The organism is Kitasatospora sp. NBC_00374 (assembly GCF_041434935.1).
GTDB lineage: Bacteria > Actinomycetota > Actinomycetes > Streptomycetales > Streptomycetaceae > Kitasatospora.
In genome coordinates this window covers 8,539,686-8,558,833 of sequence record NZ_CP107964.1, presented here as the reverse complement: position 1 = coordinate 8,558,833, position 19,148 = coordinate 8,539,686, and the positions used below count along the sequence as shown (strand labels likewise).

Genomic DNA, 19,148 nt, shown 5'->3' with positions numbered 1-19,148 from the left:
CCTCCCGGTGCTGACGATCGATCATACTACGCTTGGCCCATGTCACCACGTTGGGAACCAGACCCCGATATACGGCGGGGAAACCATGTCATCTACAACCTGCACGCACACTTGGTGTTTGTCACCAAGTACCGGCGTGAGATCTTCAACGACGAGATGCTGACGCGCTGCGAGATGATCATGCGCGACGTGTGCGACGGCTTCGGCGCAGAGCTGCGGGAGTTCAACGGCGAGGGCGACCACGTCCACCTCCTGGTGCACTACCCGCCGAAGGTCTCCGTCTCCAAGCTGGTCAACAGCCTCAAGGGCGTCAGCTCCCGCTACCTGCGGGCCGAGTACACCGGGCGCATCAACCGGATCGGCATGGGGTCCGTCTTCTGGGCACCCTCGTACTTCGCGGGGTCCTGCGGCGGCGCACCGCTCAGCATCGTCAAGGACTACATCGAGAACCAGAAGCGCCCCGTTTGACCGTCACCACGGAGGCGCAGAGACCTCCGGCGCTCCGCGCCTCCGTGCCAGGGATCGCATTCCCGCCCGGCCTGAAGGCCGGGATTCCCTGCGAAGATCAAGGATGGAAGACCCGGCGCCGGCGGCCGTGCTCCTCAGCGTCCTCCCGCAGCAGACCAAGCTCGGCCACTCTCGGGCGGCCTCGACACCGGGGACGCCAACTGCCGCGACATCTGCCTGGCCGCCGAGGCAGTGGTCATCTCCGTCGACTACCCGCTGGCCCCCGAACACCCGCACCCGGCCGCCTTCGACGACTGCTACGCCGCCCTGTGCTGGACCGCGAAGAACGCCCACGCCCTCGACGTGGACCCCGCCCGCCTGGCCGTCGCCGGACGCTCGGCCGGCGGCGCACTCGCCGCAGCCACTGCCCTGGCAGCCCGAGACCGCGGCGGACCCGCCATCGCCTACCAGCTCCTGCTCGTCCCCGCCCTCGACGACCGCGGCGAGCTGCCCTCCGTCGGCGAGTGCGTCGACGACTGGCAGGCAGGGCCGCCTCGCGGCACGGCCCGCCGTTGTCGGCGTGCGCCTTCTATACCGGGGGCGGACGATGAAGCCCATGAACGGAGTAACCGCGCCCAAGGAAGTTCCCACCCCGGCCACAGGCGATCTGGTCGTACTGCGCGGAGTCAACAAGCACTTCGGCGAGCTCCATGTCCTCCAGGACATCGACCTGACCATCGCCCGTGGCGAGGTTGTGGTCGTCATCGGGCCGTCCGGGGGCGGGAAGTCCACACTGTGCCGCGCCATCAACCGCCTGGAGACCATCGACTCCGGCGAGATCGTCGTTGACGGCAAGCCCCTGCCCGCCGAGGGCCGCGAGCTGGCCGCACTGCGGGCCGATGTGGGCATGGTCTTCCAGTCCTTCAACCTCTTCGCGCACAAGACCGTGCTGCACAACGTGACGCTCGGACAGGTCAAGGTCCGCAGGAAGGACAAGAAGGCCGCCGAGGAACGGGCGCGACAGTTGCTCGATCGGGTGGGTGTCGCCTCCCAGGCCGAGAAGTACCCCGCGCAGCTTTCCGGTGGCCAGCAGCAGCGCGTTGCGATCGCCAGAGCGGTGGCCATGGACCCGAAGATCATGCTCTTCGACGAGCCGACCTCCGCGCTCGATCCCGAGATGATCAACGAGGTGCTGGAGGTGATGCAGCAACTTGCCCGTGACGGAATGACCATGATCGTGGTCACGCACGAGATGGGCTTCGCCCGTTCGGCCGCCAACCGCGTGGTGTTCATGTCGGATGGCCGGATCGTGGAGGAGACGACGCCCGATCAGTTCTTCAGCAACCCACGAAGCGAGCGGGCCAAGGATTTCCTTTCGAAGATCCTTCACCACTGACCGGGATCATGAACCCAAGGGATGATCACCATGAAACCTCGTAAGGTCACCGTCGCGGCCACCGCTGCGCTGGTGCTGTCCCTGACCGCGGTCGGCTGCGGTTCCGACGGTGGTGGCACGAGCAGCGGTGGCACGAGCAGCGGTGGCACGAGCAGCGCCGGTAAGAAGATCACCGTCGGTATCAAGTTCGACCAGCCGGGAATCGGCCTGAAGACCCCGGACGGCAAGTACACAGGCTTCGACGTCGACGTGGCCACGTACGTCGCCAAACAGCTCGGCCATGATCCCGGTGACATCGAGTGGAAGGAAGCCAAGAGCGCTGACCGCGAGACGCTGCTCCAACGCGGCGACGTCGACTTCATCGCCGCCTCGTACTCGATCACCCCCGCACGCGCGGAGAAGGTCGACTTCGCGGGCCCCTACCTCCTGGCGCACCAGGACGTCCTGATCCGGGCGGACGACGACTCCATCACGAAGCCCGAGGATCTGAACGACAAGAAGCTCTGCTCGGTCACCGGCTCCACCTCGGCGCAGAACGTCAAGACGAAGATCGCGCCGAACGCCCAACTCCAGGAGTACGGCGGCTACTCGGAATGCCTGACCGGCCTGGAGAACAAGGTCATCGACGCCCTGACCACCGATGACTCGATCCTCGCCGGTTATGCCGCGCAGCCCGAGTTCAAGGGCAAGTTCAAACTCGGCGGCTTCAAGCTGAGCAACGAGAACTACGGCATCGGCGTCCAGAAGGGCAGCGAGCTGAAGGCACAGATCAACACCGCCCTGGAGAAGATGGTCAACGACGGCTCCTGGGACGCGGCCGTCAAGAAGAATTTCGGCCCGGCCAACTACCAGAACGAGCCCGCACCGCAGATCGGCGTCGTCGTCAGCTGAAACGGGGTGACCCACGGCGCGCCGCCCTCGAAGCGGCGCGCCCCACCCGTCCGTCTCGCGGAAGGCCGGGAAACCGTGTTCGACTTTCTTGAGGGTTACAACGTGCTCGGGGCCTTCTGGGTGACGGTGCAGCTCACCTTCTACTCCGCCGTCGGCGCCTTGATCTGGGGGACTGTGCTGGCCGCCATGCGCGTCAGCCCTGTGCCCCTGATGCGTGGCTTCGGTACCTCATATGTCAACGTGGTCCGGAACATCCCCCTCACCGTGATCATCGTCTTCACGTCTCTGGGCCTCTTCCAGACGCTCGGCGTCACCCTCGGCGCCGACAACTTCACGACGATCGATTTCCGGCTCGCCGTGCTCGGTCTGACCGCCTACACCTCGGCGTTCGTATGCGAGGCGCTGCGGTCCGGCATCAACACGGTGCCCGCCGGGCAGGTGGAGGCGGCGCGTGCCATCGGCTTGAGCTTCCCCCAGGTGCTGAGGCTCGTCGTCCTTCCGCAGGCCTTCCGTTCCGTGGTGGGTCCGCTGGCGAACGTGCTGATCGCCCTGACCAAGAACACGACAGTGGCCGCCGCGATCGGTGTCGCCGAGGCGGCGGCACTGATGCGGGAAATGATCGAGAACGAGGCTCAGCTCATCCTCATCTCCGCCGTCTTCGCGTTCGGATTCATCTGCCTCACCCTCCCGACCGGGCTGTTCCTCGGCTGGGTGAGCAAGAAGGTGTCGGTAAAGCGATGAGCTCGTCGCGCTCCTCGTCCCCCCTGTACGACGCCCCAGGGCCTCGCGCCAAACGGCACAACGCGCTGTTCACGGTGCTGTTCCTGGTCGCTGTCGCTGTCCTGATCTGGTGGGTGGCCCAGAGCCTCGCTGACAAGAACCAGCTCGAATGGGCCAAGTGGCGGCCGTTCTTCACCGACTCCGGTGCCTGGGAGACCTACCTCCTGCCGGGGCTCAAGAACACGCTCATCGCCGCCTCTCTCGCCATGGCCATCGCGCTGCCCCTCGGAGCGCTGTTCGGTATCGCCCGGCTCTCCGAGCACCGGTGGGTGCGGGGTGTGGCCGGCACCGTCGTGGAGTTCTTCCGCGCCATCCCGGTGCTGATCCTGATGCTCTTCGCGAACGCGGCGTACTTCGAGTTCACCGATGTCAGCCCCGACCGCCGGCCACTGTACGCCGTGGTCACCGGTCTCGTCCTCTACAACGCCTCCGTCCTCGCGGAGATCGTACGAGCCGGAATCCTGTCCCTCCCGCAGGGCCAGAGCGACGCGGCCAAAGCGATCGGCATGCGCAAGAACCAGGTCATGCGCTACGTGCTGCTGCCGCAGTCCGTCACCGCGATGCTGCCGGCGATCGTCAGCCAGCTGGTGGTCATCGTGAAGGACACCGCGCTGGGCGGCGCACTGCTCGGCTTCTCCGAGCTCCTCGCGTCGGTTCGCCCCATGAGCGCGAACTACGGCGCGAACACCATCGCCAGTTTCACCGTCGTCGCAGTGATCTTCGTCATCCTGAACTTCGCGCTCACATCCTTCGCGAGCTGGTTGGAAGCCAGGCTGCGGCGCGGCAAGAGGTCCACCGGAGCGGTGGTCGGCGCGAACGCGGTCGAGGAGCTGGCGACACCAGGCGAGCACGTGAGCCACAACGATCTCGGCCGCGGGGACGGCGCCTCCGGCAAGTGACGACCAGCCGCGATGACGACTGCTCGCTCCGGGGCCGCGCACATGGCTCCACACCTCGCGGACCCGGCCCCTCCACGTCCCATCGTGCGGGCCACGTGGCGCAGCCGTTCCGTGCGGTCCGCCCGGGCAGGCCGTAGACGGGCCGGGTGGCCGGGAGTCCGAGGAAGTACAGCGCGCCGTCCCGCATCGCGTCGTCGCCGCTGCGTTTGGAGCTCGGCGACGAACAGCAGCCCGGGTGTCTCAAGGTCCCATCAGCCGCACCAGCGCAGGGCAGAAACCCCAGTTCTTTGGGGTACCGGTAGCCCGCGTACCGCCGAAGACTGTGGATATGGACACCATCGAGCAGAACCGAATCGAACAGAACCGAGAGATCGTGCGTGCCTTCATCGACCTGCTGTTCACCAAGGGCGACCCCGCAGCGGTCGACGAGTATCTCGCGGAGGACTTCCTCGACCACGACCCGCCGTTCGGCGCCGGCCCCACCCGCGAGGGTATGCGCCGGGCCGGCGCCCTTTTCCGCAGTGCCTTCCCCGACTGGCACTCCACACCCGACCTCCTCATCGCCGAGAAGGACCTGGTCGCGGAACACTTCAGCGCCACCGGTACACAGCGCGGCGAGCTCCTCGGCGCGCCGCCCACCGGCCGCACCGTCACCCTCCGCGGGATCAACATCTTCCGGATCCGGGACGGCCGCATCGTCGAACGCTGGGGCCGCCTCGACGAGCTGGGCTTCCTCCGCCAACTCGGGCTCGCCCCGGACCAGGAGTAGCGTCGTGTGCGTGGCAAGTGCGGCAGTGGAACGCCGACTCGCCGACATCGAGCAGCGGTGCCGGAGCGGGCTGGACACTGCCGCCCTGCGGACCGAGACGCTGAGCCGCCTGCGCCGGGTGGTACCGGCGGACGCGGTGTTCTTCGCAACCGTCGACCCGGTCACCCTGCTGTTCACCTCGGCGGCCGCCGAGGACCCACTCGGCCCCGCGACGGAGCTGTTCCTCGACAACGAGTTCGGGCGTGCGGACGTCAACAAGTTCTCCGCGCTGGCTCAGGCGGCGGATCCGGTCGCCTCACTGGACCGGGCCACCCGGGGGGACCGGTCGGCCAGCGCCCGTTACCGGGAGATCATGGCCCCGCTCGGCCTCGGCGACGAGCTGCGCGCCGCGCTGGTCACCGGGCACCACTGCTGGGGCGTGCTGTGCCTGCACCGGGCGGACTCGCCCGTCGGCTTCACCGGTGAGGAGCTGGCCCTCGTCCGTCGCATCGCCCCGCACCTGGCGACCGGGCTGCGCAGGGCGGTAACAGCCACACCACCCTCTGACACCCCCTCTCGCCCTGGCGGCGTGGGCCTCATCCTGCTCGACGGCGACCTCGGACTCGTCTCGATGAGCCCCGAAGCCGAACAGTGGCTGGCCGACTTCCCTGACACCGACCAGCGGGGTGCCGTCCCACTCCCGGTCACCGTCCGTGCGATGGCGGCCGGCCCGGTGCCCTCTACCGTCCGGATCCGCGGCCGCTCCGGGCAGTGGATAGCCCTGCACACCACACGAGTGGGCCCGCAGATCGGCGTGGTGGTGGAACCTGCCCGACCGGCGGAGCTCGGCACCGTACTGCTCAGTGCCCATGGGCTCACCGACGCGCAGACCCGGGTCGCGGCCCTGGTCGTCCGGGGACGTTCCACCCGCGAGCTGGTCGACGAGCTCCACATCTCCGCCAACACTGTGCAGGAGCACCTGACCGCCGTCTTCGACAAGTTCGGCGTCCGCAGTCGACGCGAGCTCGTCGCCGTGGTGCTCGCCGACCTGGCCGGGTAGCGGCAGGCAGGGCACGCGCCGCATCCAGGCGCTCGCGGGGCGTATCGACCATCACCGCCCCCTTGGCTGCCACCGCCCGGCCGGCGCCTTGGCCGGGCATCGGAGTAAGTGATCCCCACCGCGGTGGCGGTCGAGCACAGCTGGCCCGTCCAATTTCAGTTGTCGGTGCATCGTGTCGTTGACCTCGGGTGAGCAGAGATAGGAGCCGAATCCGACGGCGGCTCCCCGGCGATCGGGCGAACTCGGCGGCCAGGGCCTCCCAGAAGTCCACGTAGGTCCGCTCGTGCCGGGCACCGACGCTGAGCGGCCGGGCCCGGGATGGAGTGGCCGGATCCAGGCCGGCGAGTCGCTGTCCACGGGGGCAGCAGGCCGAAGAGCGGGTAGCGCCACCCCGGGGGGGGGCAGGCATGGGCTCACCCGGTCGGACGAGAACCGATCGCGTTGCCCGGCTGGCGGGCCCGCACCCCGACGGTCAGCTGTGGCTGACGATGACGGAGATGCCCCAGCCGATCGCTGCCAGCACCACCGCGAAGCACAGTCCGGCCAGGGTGTAGCCGACGGGCCCGGCGGTGGGCCGGTCCGCGGACGGCTCACCCCCGGGGATGGGCGGGTTGAGCAGACGCAGGCCGAGGGCGAACAGCGCGGGCAGGCCGGCGCCGGTGAGCAGGCCCACCACGACGATCTTCCAGAGCGCGTTCAGGTTGATCCAGGAGTTCACGGGTGCTCCTCGTCCGCGGCGCACCCCGGGACCACCGAACCGGTCCATGCGGCGTTGACGTTCTCCGGTGTCACGGCCGGGTGGCGGGAGGCGGCGAAGAAGGCCACCGAGGCGAGCACCAGCGCGATGAAGATCACCACCACGCCGGCGGTCCCGCCGATCCCGTTCGCGGCCCAGTAGGCCACCGCGCCGACCACCGCGGAGGCGGGCAGGGTGAGCGCCCAGGCGGCCACCATGCGGCGGGCGATGTGCCAGCGCACCACGGCGCCTTTCTTGCCGACCCCCGAGCCGAGGATCGACCCGGTGGCCACGTGGGTGGTGGAGAGCGAGTAGCCGAAGTTGGTGGAGGACAGGATCACGGCGGCCGAAGCCGACTCGCTCGCCATCCCCTGTGGCGACTCGATCTCCACCAGCCCCTTGCCCAGCGCCCGGATCACCCGCCAGCCACCGATGTAGGTGCCCAGGGCGATCGCCAGCGCACAGGAGGCGATCACCCAGGTCGGGGCGCTCGCCCCGGCCTGCAGGGAGCCGTTGGCGATCAGGGCCAGGGTGATGACGCCCATGGTCTTCTGCGCGTCGTTGGTGCCGTGGGCGAGTGAGACCATGGAGGCCGAGCCGACCTGGCCGATCCGGAAACCGTGCCCGCGCGGGCGTTCGGGCACGCCGCGGGTGAGGCGATAGACCAGGACGGTGCCGACCGCGGCCACCGCGCCGGCGATGAACGGCGACAGGGCTGCGGGCACGATCACCTTGGAGACCAGGCCCTGCCACTTGACGGCCGAGGCGCCGGCCGCCGCCAGTGTCGCCCCGACCACGCCGCCGATCAGCGCGTGCGAGGAACTGGAGGGGATGCCGAAGTACCAGGTGGTCAGGTTCCACAGGATACTGCCGGCCAGACCGGCGCAGATCACGGTCAGGGTCACGTCGTGGCTGTCGACCAGGCCGCTGGCGATGGTCGCCGCGACGGCGGTCGACAGGAACGCGCCGACCAGGTTCAGCACCGCCGAGACGGCGACCGCGACGCGCGGGGGGAGGGCTCCGGTGACGATCGAGGTCGCCATGGCGTTTCCGGTGTCGTGGAAGCCGTTGGTGAAGTCGAAGCCCAGGGCGGTGGCGACCACCAGCGCGAGGACCACGTCGTTGCCGGTCACGGGCCGAACCTAGCCCGTCGCCCGATCCGCCCAGGTTCTGCGGCGACCCGGCACGCCGCGCGGCGCAGACCCGTCATCCGGTCGGACCAACACCGGCGGCCCGAACTTCGCCCAGACTCGCCGTACTGACCCTCATGGAGCGCCTCTCGCCGCGGGTCTTCACCCGCGCAGGGTGAGGTGGCGCAGGAGCGAACGGGGGGCGAGGGCCGGTTCGACGCTGAGGAGGTAGCTGGCGGCGGGGGAGGCGCTGCGGAGACTGTTCCGGTCCTGACTGGCCGCCTGGCGGAGGGCTGACAGTCCGAAGGCGGCGCCGGCGGCGGCGCCGATGAGCGGCTGTCCGGCGAGTGCGCCGCCGCCGGCCGCGGCAAGTCCTGCCGGCAGTTCGAACTTGAGGTTGGCCGCACTGAACATGGAGTTGATTCGTGCGCTCTTCAGTGCTTTGCGTAAGTCCATGAGCGGTGTCTCGAAGCGGCGTTCGACTTCGAGCGCGGTGTATTGCGCTTGTGCGACGGGCAGGGAGACGTCGGCCAGTCGGTCGCGCAACAGGTCGACAGCCTCTCCGACGGCGGCATGAAAGGCCTCGAACTCCGCCCGGTGGCGACGGCGTACGGCCGCGATCCTGCCGGCTGCAACCGCGTTCAGATCGCGGGGTAACACGGTACGGATCGCCAGCAGCCCCACAGCGTCCGCCGGGTCGGGCCGTGCGACGTCGTCCTGTGGCGTACCCGTCAGTGCCGAGAGGAGGCGATCACCGGACCACCTACGGGCCTGGAGGTGGGCCTCGCTCTGGTCGGTGGTGGGTGTGAAGTGTCCCATCTCGGCGACCTGTGCGCTCAGAACGCACTTGTAGATCCACGCCAGGCGTGGATGCATGGTCACCCAGGGAAGCGGCGGGCCGCCGCCGGGCGCGAAGCTGACGGTTTCGACGGCCAGCCCGGCGCTGGTCAGCGCATCGCGCAGGCCCGCCTCCATCTCGTCGCGATGCACCGCCGCCGCGCGGGCCAGGGGTCCTTCCAGCGCAGTCACCAGGCGGTCCTGGTGTGCATTCAGGATCCCGAGGAAGAGCGGCGCCACAGCCCGGGCGGCAGCATCCGGAGGCACCGGGACGATGAACCCGAGCTCGTCGGTGAGCACACGGACGGTGTCCGTGTCGGCCACCGGATACCCGTCCGGGATCACACGAGCCATCCTCGGCCAGTACAGCGCCGCGGCTTTGAGCCACCGCTCGTCTCGGAATTGGATGTACGGGTAGTACAGGGCAATCTCTCGCACGGTCCACTCCTCCCCCAGCCAGCCGCACACCCGACTGGCACCTCTGAGTCATTCTGCCCAGCCGGGGCGGACAGAGAATCAGCGACGGGCCCGACCCATCCGAAGAGACGGACCGTCGGCGCCGACGGTGGTGGTGTGAAAACGGCGCTCCGGTGGACATGGCGCCGAGAAGCACACCGTTGGCAAGCGGGAAGCACAGCCTCGGCGAACTGCCTTTCGACGCCGAGGGCTACTTCGTAGTGCCTGACCCGTTCGACGTCTCCCCGTCTCCGGACGATGTCTCGCCGCTGCTCGCGGTGCTCGGCGATGTGCGGGGCCGCCCGGCCCGGACGCCCGCAATCGTCCAGCGCCGGCCAATGGCGGCCGGAGCCAGCCAGAGGCCGCCTCCCGGCCGCACGACTGTCCAAGTGCACTGCCGGGCCAGACACGTTCGATCCTCAGCGAGGAGCACAAAGATATGAGGCCGACTTCACGAAGCAAATGGCGATGTGCAAGTCTGCCCTGGCAGGACCGGTCGCGCTGCCCACGCCAAGGACGCCTTCCCTCCCGACGCGTAGCGGTACATCCGGGCCGGCCGCGTGGGAGAGCAGGCCTGGCGCAGGCCAGTCGCCCCGCGACCTCAGATCGCCCTTGCCGCCACTCAGCCGCTCCGTGACCTGCTCGTACTGCTCCCTGGTCCCACCCTGTGCCTCGTGCACGATGATGACCGCCATCGGGCGGCACCTCCTCGATTCGTCTTCCCACCAGTCCAGGCCCCCACGGCGGAGCCGCCCACAGAGTGAGCCGAATGCTCCACGGAGAACACGTGGCCAGGCCGATGACAGCGGGCCGGCGAGGGTGGCCGAGCGCGTTCGCTCGCGGGCCTCGTTCGCAGACGGTGCGGACGCACCGTCTCGCCCAGTGGCCGGTCACTTGGGGCCCCACTACGGTCGGGGCATGACTGATGACCAGCCGCAGGATCAGCCGACACCAGTCGCCGAGCAACTCGGCGAGCGCTACGCACGCGTCCTCACGCTGGTGGAGCGCTGCTCGCACGCGGTGGACGCCGGGAACTGGGCCGCGTTGGATGACACAGCCGGAGAGCTGTCCGAAGCGGCGAACGTACTCGCCTCGTCCGCGTCTGCGGCGACACGCGAGCCGGTGCCGGCTGAGCCGCGCGCAGTGCTGTCCACTGTGCTGGGCTTGAAGTCGCCGCCCGCGCTGTACGGGTACCTCCACCGCGCCTGACTCAGATTCGCAAGCCGGTGAGCATACACCCGATGGGTGCGACCACGGGCCGGAATTCCGAATCGCCCGCTGGCGTCCGGAGCGCGGGTCGCAGCTTCGCCTGCGGGACCGGCGGTCCGGTAGTCCGGCGCTACGCGTGGTGGTGGCGTGAGGCGAGGGCTCCGGAGGCGGGGCCAGGGAGGACCTTGACGACGCTGACCAGGTGAAGAAGGCGGCTAACCCTGCGGCCTTCCCATCGGGGCCACAGCGATGGCTGCGGGCGCCTGGTGTCCTGCCCGATCATGCGGATTCACCCTGCCGTCACCACCCGTCGCCACCTCCCGCACGCCGACCCGGGGCGGCTCCCGCTTCGGCGCCGGCACCTGAACCTGCACCTGCACCTGCACCGGCGAGGCATTCAACGAGCACGTCCTTGGCGACGCCTGGCCCTCTCTGGCCGTCCGCGCCGACGGCGGAGGACGCCGCGGCGGCGGAGCGGTCGGCGGACCTCCGGGTCGCCGGGACCTCCATCGACGCCCACCTTCCGGCTCTCGATGCCTCTACCCGCTCGGGTGCCCGGACCGGCAGCGTTTCAACGGGACCGGTAGCGGGTGCCCACCCCACGCTGGAGGCTCTCGCGGGCCGTGCTCGGCCACCCTGTGCTCGGCTACGATCACTCCCGGATACCGAGGTTGGGTCCGGCGGCGTGCTCACGAGTGTCCGGCCTTCGACCAAGTGCTCCTCGACATCGTGGACGCCGACAGCAACGACCGCGCCCGGGCCCGGACCCTGGAGCGGGACCTCGACCGCATCGTGGCGGAGCAGGGCGGCTCCGACGAGTGACCCGCGTACGCGCGACCACCGGCCGGGCCGTGCTCAGGCGGCGCGCAGTTCCCTCACCGCGTCCTTGGCGAGGCGGGCGCGGACCAGCGCGGCGGCCAGCCGGGCCAGTTCCTTCGCCGGAACCAGCTCACCCAGCCCGCGCGGGGTGTGCGGCAGCCCGAGCGAGGCCGCCGTCCCGCAGGTCCGCTCGTCGAAGTACGGGCGCAGCTCCGGCCAGACCAGCTGAGCCTCGCGGCAGAAGATGTCCGCGCCCACCGGGCCGATCCTGGGGATCTCCTGCAGCAGTTCCCGCAGCGTGGCCCGGTCTCCGTCTGCCTCCCGGCGCAGCCCGCGCAGATCGCCCTTCCAGCGCTCCAGCACCAGCTTGGCGCCCCTGCCGAGCGCGGTCGCGGTGCTCTCGTCGTACCGGACGTAGTGGGCCCGGCCCAGTGCGTCCACTCGGTCCTGCCAGCCGGAGTCCGCCATGGCCCGAGGGGTGCGCAGCCCCGCCCGGAACAGTTGCCCGGCGGCAGCGGTGGCCGTGTCGGCCTTGATCCGGATCGAGCAGAGCACCGTGAGCACCAGCAGCTGGTACAGCGGCGCGGGCGTGTCGCGGAGCTTGATACCCACCTGGTCGGCGTAGGTCGTCCCGTACTCGCGCAGCAGCCGCGCCGTCAGCTCTTCGGTCTTCATCGGGCGCCCCTTCCCGGTCCGCGGGCGACTTGTGCCCGGGCGTCTGCCCGATGGCCCTCGAAGCAATCGTCGAAGCGCCCGGCCCAGGTACTCCCCGCCTCATTCCCTGCCGGCCGGCGCGGTGAGCCGGCTCCGGGATGGCGGGCGCAGAGGACGGCGGCGAGGTCGTGGGCGAACACTCGGCCCTGGTCGGAGGGTGCGCGGCGGTCCAGCCACACTTGGACGTTCAGACCGCGCGAACCGGTGGTGGCCAGGTCGGGAAGAGACCGGTGGAGCTGGCTTCGGTTGCGGACCAGGGATGCAGTGGCCCACGCCCTGCGGAGCCGTTCCACCGTCGAGCGGGTCAGGGGCATCCTCGCCGAGACCGGCGAGGGGGTCACTCCTCGTGCAGCCGAGGGCCCCCGTCGGTCGTCGTCCGGTCACGGTCGGCGCTGCGGCTGTCCTTCTGGACCCGCCGGGCCCGCTGGAGGTGTTCGGTGTTCGTCTCGTCGGCCTCGTCCTTGAGGTGCGGCAGGTCGTCGGCCTTCCGGTGGGCGCGTTCCCGGTCGAACTCGTTCATGGTGCCTCCTCCTGGTGCGGGGCAGCCGCAGAGCGGCGGCTGCGGTGCGCCTGCCCAAAGCACACGCGGTCAATCGACTGCGCCCGGCTGGCCCCGGCACGCGCCCGCGTCCCTGCGTCCATGCGTCCCTGCGTGGCGATCAGGAGGCCAGGAGGTCGGTGAGGTCGTCGGCGTGCTCTTCCTCCTCCTCGAGGATGGATTCGATCAGGCGGCGGGTCGTGGGGTCGTGGTCGCCGAGCCAGCGGGCGATCTCCTGGTAGGTGGAGATGACGATCCGTTCGGCCAGCAGATTGTGCTCGAGCATGGCCTTGAGGTCCTTCTCGTCCGGCGCGGTGTAGTCGGTGTGGGCCCGTCGGGCGAGGGTGGAGGGGTCGAAGTCCGGTTCGCCTCCGAGCTGGGCGATCCGCCCGGCGGCCCGCAGGGCGTGCTGCATCTCCTCCGCCGCGTGTTCGGTGAACTCGGCCGCCACCTGGGCGCGGTCGATGCCGGTGGCGGAGATGGCGTGCCGGGTGTAGCGCAGCCAACAGACCACCTCGGTCGCCACCACGTCGTTCAGGACGTCAATCACCTTCTGCGTGTCCAGGCCGTAGGTGCTGGTCACCGCACCCTCGGACATCTTCTGCCGGGCCTCGTCCCGGATCCGGCTCACGTCGATGACGAAGTCGTCGCCTGCCACGGTGTGCTCCCAACGTCCGAGAAGAACTGACCGGCCACGCCTACCGTGCGGCGGGCGGCGTAATAGCGCCTGACGCCGGAGGCCACCGGTTCGCAGTAGAGCTACCGGTGGGCGCCTTCGCAGGGCTCAACCGGCATCGGGCAGGCGCGCCTGCAGGGTGCCGTCGCCGTCCCTGCGGGTGAAGCGCGGCTGCGGCGTGTGTCCGGCCCGCCCACGTTCCAGCCGGCAGGCGGAAGACACTGCCGTGCCAGAGGTAGGTCACACAGCCGTCGGCCACCTCGCGCCTGGATAGGGGGCCGGAGGAGTGGCGCGCTGTACAGCTACACCGCGGGAGCCGCCGAATCCGAGGCGCGCGCACCGCCTTACCAGCAGGCGGGACGCCGATCCCGCCGCGGTGGATGCCGAGCCGGGCCAGGTAGGCGCCCGGCTCGCCGACCGGCTTGGCGAACGGCGATCGGCGATCGGCGATCGGCGATCGGCGACCACAGTGCACTCCCTGCGGTCGCACAACTCACCGGGGAGCCGTGGGCCGGGACCTCGCGCCGCCACTGGCGAGTACCGAGGCGCTGACCGCCCGGTGCCAGCCGTTGAGCGTGCGTGCCTGGTCCGCCGCGCGCCGGGTGAGACGGTCGAGGTCGTCCGGATCAAGGCGCGGGTCCTGGTCGGCGATGGCGCGAAGTGCCCGCCACAGCGCGGCCTTCCCCTCGACGCCGGTGCGCATCGCTTCGAGTTCGATCAGGTCGGAGAGCGGAGCGCGGTGCACCAAGGTGCCGTTGGGCTTGAGCCGGGCGACCCGCTCGCCTGCAATGCCGAGCCAGGTGCGGTAGCGGCGCACGGGCACACCGAGCCGGTTCATGATCCGTACGAGTTCGTCCCGGTCCTCCTCCACCTCCCTGGCCAGCGAGCGCAACTCGCTGGCCCGCCTGCTGTCGGCGTGGGTGTCTGCCATCCGGTGGGCGAGTGCGGCGCCACCGAAGGCCCCGGTGAGGTGGTCGTTGAGGTAGATGCTCAGTGGCTGGTCCAGAAGTTGAGGAGACATCACGCGTCCTTGGGCGGGGCATTCGGGAGGGTCAGAGCCGCTCTTCCATGCGGATCGCCTTCCGCAGTTCTTCGTGAGCGTCCCCCTGGTGGCCTTCGTTCTGCTCCAGGAGGGCCGCGGCGATCGCGTCGAGCTTGCGCTGGAGAGCGTGCTCGGCGCGGCGCTCGGAGTTCTTGAGCAACGCCAGCAGGAGCAGCGTGATCGCGGTCATGGTGTCGCCCGCGAGGATCTGCCACTCCGCCGACAGGCGGGCCGCGTGGACGGCGATGAACGCGGCCACCAGCAGGACGCAGAACAGGGAGAAGGCCGGCGAGCTGGTGAGGTTGGAAGCCGCCTCGGCAAGCCGCTCGAACCGGCCGCGCTCGCCGTCGCTGCGGTCGGCGGGATGGGAGAGGGTCATGCCGCTCTCCCTGCCGCCCGCCGCCTCGGCGCCGACATCGTCAGTGCCCGAGTGCGCTGGCGAGCTGCTTCTTGTTCATCGTGGAGCGGCCCTTGATGTTGCGCTGCTTGGCTTCGTTGTAGAGCTGGTCGAAGGTCGGTCCCTGGGAGCCGGCGTGGGAGCGCTGCCCGCCTCGGCGGGCGGAGGACATGTCGTGGGTGGAGGAGCGGCTGGCGGTCCTGGACTCTCCGTGCCGGGCCCGCTCCTTGTTGACGGTCCGGGCCGCGATCTCCTTGGCTCGCCTGGGACTCTCACCGCGGTCCTCGGCACTCTCCTTGATGTGTTCGTACTGGCGTTCCCGTTTGGGACTCGATCCGCGCGGCATTGCGTGCCTCCTGCGTGTCGGTCGGTTCGACGAGCGTCTACCCGCCTACGGCTGCTCACACCGCCGTCCGGTCGCGGCGACGCTACGAGTTTCCCGACCCCGCGCTGTGGGCGCCCGTCATCGCGTCCGCCTGGCGTACACGGCGACGCCCACAGCGGGGGCGTCGCCAGTCGCGCAGGATTTCACTCCGACGGCCCACTCACCGCGGACATCCGCCCCTCGGCCCTCGTATCGCGTGCCCTGCGTTCAGTCCGGAGGCTCAGGCACGGCGGGCTGCGGGCCAGGGCCGCTCGGCTGCGGCCTCGGCCCGGGCGGCTCCGGGGGCGGGACGGGTACGCCGGGCGGCTCCGGCGGGTCCGGTGGCCTCGGCGGCCGAGCCGGGTCGGGCGGGTCGACCGGATCCAGTGGGCGTGAAGGGGACGGGGGATCGGACAGCGATTGGGGAGGGATGTCGAGGTCGTGCGGCACGAGAGCAGAGCCCATGATCAGAATTCCTTTCGGCCGATCGTTGCGGCGCGCGTCTACCCGTCATCCGTTGCGCCAATCCCTACCGCCACCCCGTGAGGCGGCCAGTTCTGCGGGCCTCAGCGCGAAGGACGGAGTGGCGCGGCCGGCGACGATCAGATCGCGCAGACGGTGGCCCGTGCCCATGCACGTCACTCGTTCCGGCTGCGGCTGCGGCTGCGGCTGCCCGCGACGCGGGCGCGGAGACGCCGACGTACCGCGCCGGGCCGAGGAGCCGGCCGACGGCCGGGCCTCGGGGCGGACCGTACGGACGAGCACGTCGCTGAAAGTGCTCGTCGACACGACGACCAGGGTCACCAGCGAGGCGAGTGCGCAGGCGCGGGCCGGCAACGGCGCCACCAGCGTATCGGCTTCGATCCGCAGCACACCGATCCGTTCGATCCCGTCCACCAGCGGGATCCACCCGACGGCCGGCGGCCCGGCGGTCGTCTCGGTGCGTCGCATCCGGTGTGCTCGCCCGGCCAGCGTGCCGTCCACCTCCAACGCTTGCGCCGGCTCCCGCGGCTGCGGATCGGGCAGCGGCACCGGCAGCCGTTGTTGCAGATCCGCCAGGAACACCTTCGCCCCCGTCAGGCCCAGTCCCCGCCAGGCCTCGTGGACCAGGGCGGGGAGGTCTTGCGGCGCGGCTTCGTGCGAGGCCTCCAGCACCGCACCCAACAGGCCGTCACCACCCGCCGCCCCCGCCTGCGACACATCTCCCCGACCAGGATCGTCCACCGGCCGCCTTCCTGCCAGGTACATGCCGCACGCACGCAGACCCGGCCCGTGCTTCTTGATGCCGGTGGAGTAGGCGTTGCCGGGTAAGGCCGGGGAAAGGTGGCCGTGGCGCCGGACACTCGCTCAGTGCTTCAGCGCGTGTGCCACCGGTGAGGGAGAGTCCGCAGGCGCGACGGTGTGACCGGAGGCGGCCGAGGCTTCGGTCACCGCGCGCACCAGCTCACCCGCCGACCGAGCCTTGGCCGTGAAGCACTGCCGACCGGTTCCCGAGCGCTGCCCCCATCCCGGCTCTGACGGTGTAGCGCAATCACTCATCGTCCTCCGCGTCGCGCGCCTCGTCGTCGTAGCCCTCGTCGTCGCCCTCGGGCTCGCCGTCCTCATAGTCCGCGTCGTCGTAGTCCTCGTCCTCGTCCTCCACCAGGTCCTCCGGATGCTCCTCCTCGTACCCGTCCGCGTCCTGGTCGCTCTCTGCGGCCTCGTCCTCCATGGCTTCGTCGTGGGTGCGGACGACCTCGCCGTCGCGGATCTCGCCGCGCCAGCCCTCGGCCTCGTCGTTGGTGAGGGAGACGTGCCGCTGGAAGTTCTTGAAGTCCAGGCGCAGGCGGCGGCCCTGGGCGCGCCAGATGTTTCCGGTCTTCTCGAAGAAGCCCGAGGGGTAGTACTCGACCACCAGGACGATGCGCGTCAGGTTCGGGGTGAGCTCGTGGAAGCTCACGGCCCCTCGGGTGCTGCCCTTGGCGCCCTGGGAGGTCCACACGATGCGCTCGTCCGGCACCTGTTCCTGGACGGTCGCCTTGAAGCTGCGCTTCGAGGGCCCGACCTTGACCTTCCAGTCGGTGGTCACTTCGTCGCCCTGCGAGACGTCCTGGACGCCTTTGGCGAAGCCGCTGAAGTCCTCGTACTGGGTCCAGTGGTCGTACGCGGTCCGCACGGGCACGCCGACGTCGAGGGTCTCGACGATGTTCATCGTCTTCTTGCCGGCCTTGCGACCGGCCTTACCGCCGCCAAAGGCGCCCTTGACCTTGTCGACGACGCTGTCCTTGATGCTCTTCGCCTTCTCGCCGAGGAACGCCTTGGCCGGCGAGTCGCCCTGCAGGACGCGCGCGCCCACCTTCGGCAGCACGCCGCCGCTCTCGGCGACGTCACCTAGCTGTCCGGTGATGTCGGAGACCTTGTCGCCGGCCTTCTCGACGAGGTTCTCCAGCTGGGCACCGAGGTAGTGGACGGCCTCTTCGCGAAGCCGGTCGAGACCCGAGACCTCGGGGGACTCCTGTTCCGTCGTGGCCATGGTCTACCTCCGCCTGGTGGAGCGCGTGGCCGGCTTGGCGGCGGCCTTCTTGGCCGCGCTCTTCTTCGCCGGCGCGGCGGCCCGCTTCGCGGTGGTCTTGGCAGCACTGGTCTTGGACGTGGTGGCGCGGGTCGACGACCGTTTCGCGGGCGCGGACTTCTTCGCCGGCGCGGCTGCCTTCTTCGCCGGCCTGCGCGCGGCCGGGGACTTCGATTCCGCCTTGGGCGCCGGCCGTGAGGAGCGCGGGCGCGGCCGTTCGTCCGCAGCGGAGTCGGATCGGCGGCGGCGCGGCGCGCGTTCGCTGTGTGGTGCCGGCGGGTCCTCCTCCTCTTCGTCCTCGGGCTCCTCCTCGGGCTCCCCGGCGTCCTCTGCCTCCTCCTCGTACTGCGCCTCCTCCTCGTCGTACGTGTCCTCCTCCGGCGGCTCCTCGTCCTCGTACGAGCCTTCCTCGGGCTCCTCCTGCGCCTTCGGCTTGCCTACCCTCAGGGCGCGCTCCCGCAGGGAGTCCGCAAGCTCTTCGATGCGACGGTCGGCCGCCGCGGCCACCGCGTGTTTGCCGGCGTCGAGCAGCTCTCCCCTGACCTGCTCGTTCAACTCGGCCACCTGCGGGACTCCGCCGAGTCGTCGCAACCCTTCGGTGGCAAGCTGGCGCGGATCGAGCCCGAACCGCCGGCCCGCGAGATACGTCGCGGCGGCGAATGCGAGCCGCCCCTTCTTGGCGCGGCCCAGCACGTAGCCGCCGGCGACCGCGGCCGCCAGAGCCACTTTGGTGATGTCATTCATGGGTCATCCTTTCCGGCACCCCTGGAGATTGCGTCTAGCCGCCCTCCGGCGAACGAAACCGAACACCGTGCGGATCGCGTTTCCGACCGCCGGACCGACGGCGCAACCGACTCCACGGGCGACGCCGCCGCGGCGATTCGCTCCATCAACACACTTATCCTCCAGGTGAGTTGAGGAATTCTCAGCCTCCCGAGCCGGAGATTCTCACCGGCAGGCGAGCCGAAAAATCGGTGTATTCACGAGGGGAAACGCATACGAACTCAGATCGGCATCCCACACCCCACCGCCTCCCCGGGCAGCTCGCCGAACTGCTGGGGCGCTCAGCCGAGTCCGTCTTGGCGCTCGAGCCCGCCGAGCAGCTGTCCCCCTGTTCGCGCGCGTGGCATGGGGCGTCACCGTTTGGCTCCCCCACACTCGGGCAGGCGCCCTGCAGCCAGCATGGAGGAGGACTGATGGACGACATCCCCCAGGGCGGGTCGGGCGGAGTACCCGGTCAGCACGACAGCGATTTCGACGACCGGCAGGAGCATCGGTCGCCGGAGCCGGACCACCAGGTGAAGACCGTCCGCGCCGGCGCACCGGTTGCCGAGCAGAAGGAAAATCGGGACCTGGCCGAGCAGGATGAGCAGGATGATGCTGAGGCGGACCGACCGGACTGACACGAACCGACGGCGGCCGCCGCTGCGCGCACCGAACCAGCTCGCCCGCACTTCA

21 protein-coding genes and 1 pseudogene are annotated in these 19,148 nt (G+C 70.0%); 10 read left to right on the top strand and 12 right to left on the bottom strand.

All coding sequences use genetic code 11. The annotated features are described in order from the left end of the window. The first annotated feature begins 39 nt into the window (after positions 1 to 39). The 8 genes and pseudogenes from tnpA (at position 40) to OG871_RS37475 (ending at position 6,221) form a co-directional block, all read left to right on the top strand. Entirely contained in the window at positions 40 to 468 is a 429-nt protein-coding gene (tnpA, locus tag OG871_RS37510; RefSeq protein ID WP_371502971.1) for an IS200/IS605 family transposase, read from the top strand. A gap of 96 nt (positions 469 to 564) precedes the next feature. Next, positions 565 to 975: pseudogene (locus tag OG871_RS37505) on the top strand (alpha/beta hydrolase fold domain-containing protein); the annotation flags it as partial. An 88-nt stretch (positions 976 to 1,063) separates the two neighbouring features. Further along, positions 1,064 to 1,843: an amino acid ABC transporter ATP-binding protein gene (locus OG871_RS37500; protein WP_371502970.1), complete on the top strand. Its 780-nt coding sequence runs from the start codon at positions 1,064 to 1,066 to the stop codon at positions 1,841 to 1,843. Positions 1,844 to 1,873: 30 nt separating this feature from the next. Beyond that, positions 1,874 to 2,734: a glutamate ABC transporter substrate-binding protein gene (locus OG871_RS37495; RefSeq protein ID WP_371502968.1), complete on the top strand. Its 861-nt coding sequence runs from the start codon at positions 1,874 to 1,876 to the stop codon at positions 2,732 to 2,734. Positions 2,735 to 2,809: 75 nt separating this feature from the next. Continuing rightward, complete coding sequence (locus OG871_RS37490; RefSeq protein ID WP_371503520.1) at positions 2,810 to 3,475, top strand: amino acid ABC transporter permease; 666 nt, start codon at positions 2,810 to 2,812, stop codon at positions 3,473 to 3,475. After that, positions 3,472 to 4,413, top strand: coding sequence for an amino acid ABC transporter permease (locus tag OG871_RS37485; RefSeq protein ID WP_371502966.1), 942 nt, complete (start codon positions 3,472 to 3,474; stop codon positions 4,411 to 4,413). Before OG871_RS37490 ends, OG871_RS37485 begins: the two co-directional genes overlap by 4 nt. A gap of 328 nt (positions 4,414 to 4,741) precedes the next feature. Further along, complete coding sequence (locus tag OG871_RS37480; protein ID WP_371502964.1) at positions 4,742 to 5,182, top strand: ester cyclase; 441 nt, start codon at positions 4,742 to 4,744, stop codon at positions 5,180 to 5,182. A gap of 10 nt (positions 5,183 to 5,192) precedes the next feature. Continuing rightward, a complete protein-coding gene (locus tag OG871_RS37475) occupies positions 5,193 to 6,221 on the top strand; it encodes a LuxR C-terminal-related transcriptional regulator (protein ID WP_371502962.1) in 1,029 nt (342 codons plus the stop codon). 472 nt (positions 6,222 to 6,693) lie between these two features. Here OG871_RS37475 and OG871_RS37470 read toward each other — a convergent pair whose 3' ends face one another. From OG871_RS37470 to OG871_RS37460, 3 genes are all read right to left on the bottom strand, one after another. Then, a complete protein-coding gene (locus OG871_RS37470) occupies positions 6,694 to 6,939 on the bottom strand; it encodes a hypothetical protein (protein WP_371502960.1) in 246 nt (81 codons plus the stop codon). Next, on the bottom strand, positions 6,936 to 8,090 hold the full coding sequence (locus tag OG871_RS37465; protein ID WP_371502958.1) for an anion permease: 1,155 nt from the start codon (positions 8,088 to 8,090) through the stop codon (positions 6,936 to 6,938). The genes OG871_RS37470 and OG871_RS37465 overlap by 4 nt, the downstream gene beginning before the upstream one ends. Before the next feature lie 159 nt (positions 8,091 to 8,249). Further along, on the bottom strand, positions 8,250 to 9,362 hold the full coding sequence (locus tag OG871_RS37460) for a DUF6236 family protein (protein WP_371502957.1): 1,113 nt from the start codon (positions 9,360 to 9,362) through the stop codon (positions 8,250 to 8,252). Positions 9,363 to 10,298: 936 nt separating this feature from the next. On the opposite strand from OG871_RS37460, the gene OG871_RS37455 reads away from it, so the two are divergent. Continuing rightward, entirely contained in the window at positions 10,299 to 10,589 is a 291-nt protein-coding gene (locus OG871_RS37455; RefSeq protein ID WP_371502955.1) for a hypothetical protein, read from the top strand. Positions 10,590 to 11,444: 855 nt separating this feature from the next. Here the strand turns inward: OG871_RS37455 and OG871_RS37450 are convergent. The 9 genes from OG871_RS37450 to OG871_RS37410 all read right to left on the bottom strand — a co-directional run bounded on the left by OG871_RS37450 (position 11,445) and on the right by OG871_RS37410 (position 18,434). Next, positions 11,445 to 12,083, bottom strand: coding sequence for an endonuclease (locus OG871_RS37450; RefSeq protein WP_371502954.1), 639 nt, complete (start codon positions 12,081 to 12,083; stop codon positions 11,445 to 11,447). 376 nt (positions 12,084 to 12,459) lie between these two features. After that, complete coding sequence (locus OG871_RS37445) at positions 12,460 to 12,642, bottom strand: hypothetical protein (protein WP_371502953.1); 183 nt, start codon at positions 12,640 to 12,642, stop codon at positions 12,460 to 12,462. A gap of 139 nt (positions 12,643 to 12,781) precedes the next feature. Then, on the bottom strand, positions 12,782 to 13,258 hold the full coding sequence (locus OG871_RS37440; protein WP_371503519.1) for a ferritin-like domain-containing protein: 477 nt from the start codon (positions 13,256 to 13,258) through the stop codon (positions 12,782 to 12,784). A 571-nt stretch (positions 13,259 to 13,829) separates the two neighbouring features. After that, a complete protein-coding gene (locus OG871_RS37435) occupies positions 13,830 to 14,357 on the bottom strand; it encodes a hypothetical protein (protein ID WP_371502951.1) in 528 nt (175 codons plus the stop codon). A 31-nt stretch (positions 14,358 to 14,388) separates the two neighbouring features. Next, complete coding sequence (locus tag OG871_RS37430; protein ID WP_371502949.1) at positions 14,389 to 14,757, bottom strand: low affinity iron permease family protein; 369 nt, start codon at positions 14,755 to 14,757, stop codon at positions 14,389 to 14,391. 40 nt (positions 14,758 to 14,797) lie between these two features. Then, positions 14,798 to 15,121, bottom strand: coding sequence for a plasmid stabilization protein (locus OG871_RS37425; RefSeq protein WP_371502947.1), 324 nt, complete (start codon positions 15,119 to 15,121; stop codon positions 14,798 to 14,800). Between the two features lie 528 nt (positions 15,122 to 15,649). Then, on the bottom strand, positions 15,650 to 16,363 hold the full coding sequence (locus OG871_RS37420) for a hypothetical protein (RefSeq protein WP_371502946.1): 714 nt from the start codon (positions 16,361 to 16,363) through the stop codon (positions 15,650 to 15,652). 307 nt (positions 16,364 to 16,670) lie between these two features. After that, positions 16,671 to 17,651: an SRPBCC family protein gene (locus tag OG871_RS37415; protein WP_371502944.1), complete on the bottom strand. Its 981-nt coding sequence runs from the start codon at positions 17,649 to 17,651 to the stop codon at positions 16,671 to 16,673. Between the two features lie 3 nt (positions 17,652 to 17,654). After that, the gene (locus OG871_RS37410) at positions 17,655 to 18,434 is read right to left on the bottom strand and encodes a histone protein (RefSeq protein ID WP_371502942.1); all 780 of its coding nucleotides are present in this window, start codon (positions 18,432 to 18,434) and stop codon (positions 17,655 to 17,657) included. Positions 18,435 to 18,886: 452 nt separating this feature from the next. Here OG871_RS37410 and OG871_RS37405 point away from each other — a divergent pair, with 452 nt between their 5' ends. Further along, positions 18,887 to 19,093 (top strand): hypothetical protein, encoded by a 207-nt coding sequence (locus OG871_RS37405; RefSeq protein ID WP_371502940.1) that lies wholly within the window; start codon positions 18,887 to 18,889, stop codon positions 19,091 to 19,093. The last annotated feature ends 55 nt before the right edge of the window (positions 19,094 to 19,148 follow it).

Excerpts from the sequence above, each read along its gene's own strand:
- tnpA (WP_371502971.1), top strand. The coding sequence starts at position 40 with ATGTCACCACGTTGGGAACCAGACCCCGATATACGGCGGGGAAACCAT.
- OG871_RS37500 (WP_371502970.1), top strand. The coding sequence starts at position 1,064 with ATGAACGGAGTAACCGCGCCCAAGGAAGTTCCCACCCCGGCCACAGGC.
- OG871_RS37495 (WP_371502968.1), top strand. The coding sequence starts at position 1,874 with ATGAAACCTCGTAAGGTCACCGTCGCGGCCACCGCTGCGCTGGTGCTG.
- OG871_RS37485 (WP_371502966.1), top strand. The coding sequence starts at position 3,472 with ATGAGCTCGTCGCGCTCCTCGTCCCCCCTGTACGACGCCCCAGGGCCT.
- OG871_RS37480 (WP_371502964.1), top strand. The coding sequence starts at position 4,742 with ATGGACACCATCGAGCAGAACCGAATCGAACAGAACCGAGAGATCGTG.
- OG871_RS37455 (WP_371502955.1), top strand. The coding sequence starts at position 10,299 with ATGACTGATGACCAGCCGCAGGATCAGCCGACACCAGTCGCCGAGCAA.
- OG871_RS37450 (WP_371502954.1), bottom strand. The coding sequence starts at position 12,083 with ATGAAGACCGAAGAGCTGACGGCGCGGCTGCTGCGCGAGTACGGGACG.
- OG871_RS37445 (WP_371502953.1), bottom strand. The coding sequence starts at position 12,642 with ATGAACGAGTTCGACCGGGAACGCGCCCACCGGAAGGCCGACGACCTG.
- OG871_RS37440 (WP_371503519.1), bottom strand. The coding sequence starts at position 13,258 with ATGTCCGAGGGTGCGGTGACCAGCACCTACGGCCTGGACACGCAGAAG.
- OG871_RS37435 (WP_371502951.1), bottom strand. The coding sequence starts at position 14,357 with ATGTCTCCTCAACTTCTGGACCAGCCACTGAGCATCTACCTCAACGAC.
- OG871_RS37430 (WP_371502949.1), bottom strand. The coding sequence starts at position 14,757 with ATGACCCTCTCCCATCCCGCCGACCGCAGCGACGGCGAGCGCGGCCGG.
- OG871_RS37425 (WP_371502947.1), bottom strand. The coding sequence starts at position 15,121 with ATGCCGCGCGGATCGAGTCCCAAACGGGAACGCCAGTACGAACACATC.
- OG871_RS37415 (WP_371502944.1), bottom strand. The coding sequence starts at position 17,651 with ATGGCCACGACGGAACAGGAGTCCCCCGAGGTCTCGGGTCTCGACCGG.
- OG871_RS37410 (WP_371502942.1), bottom strand. The coding sequence starts at position 18,434 with ATGAATGACATCACCAAAGTGGCTCTGGCGGCCGCGGTCGCCGGCGGC.
- OG871_RS37405 (WP_371502940.1), top strand. The coding sequence starts at position 18,887 with ATGGACGACATCCCCCAGGGCGGGTCGGGCGGAGTACCCGGTCAGCAC.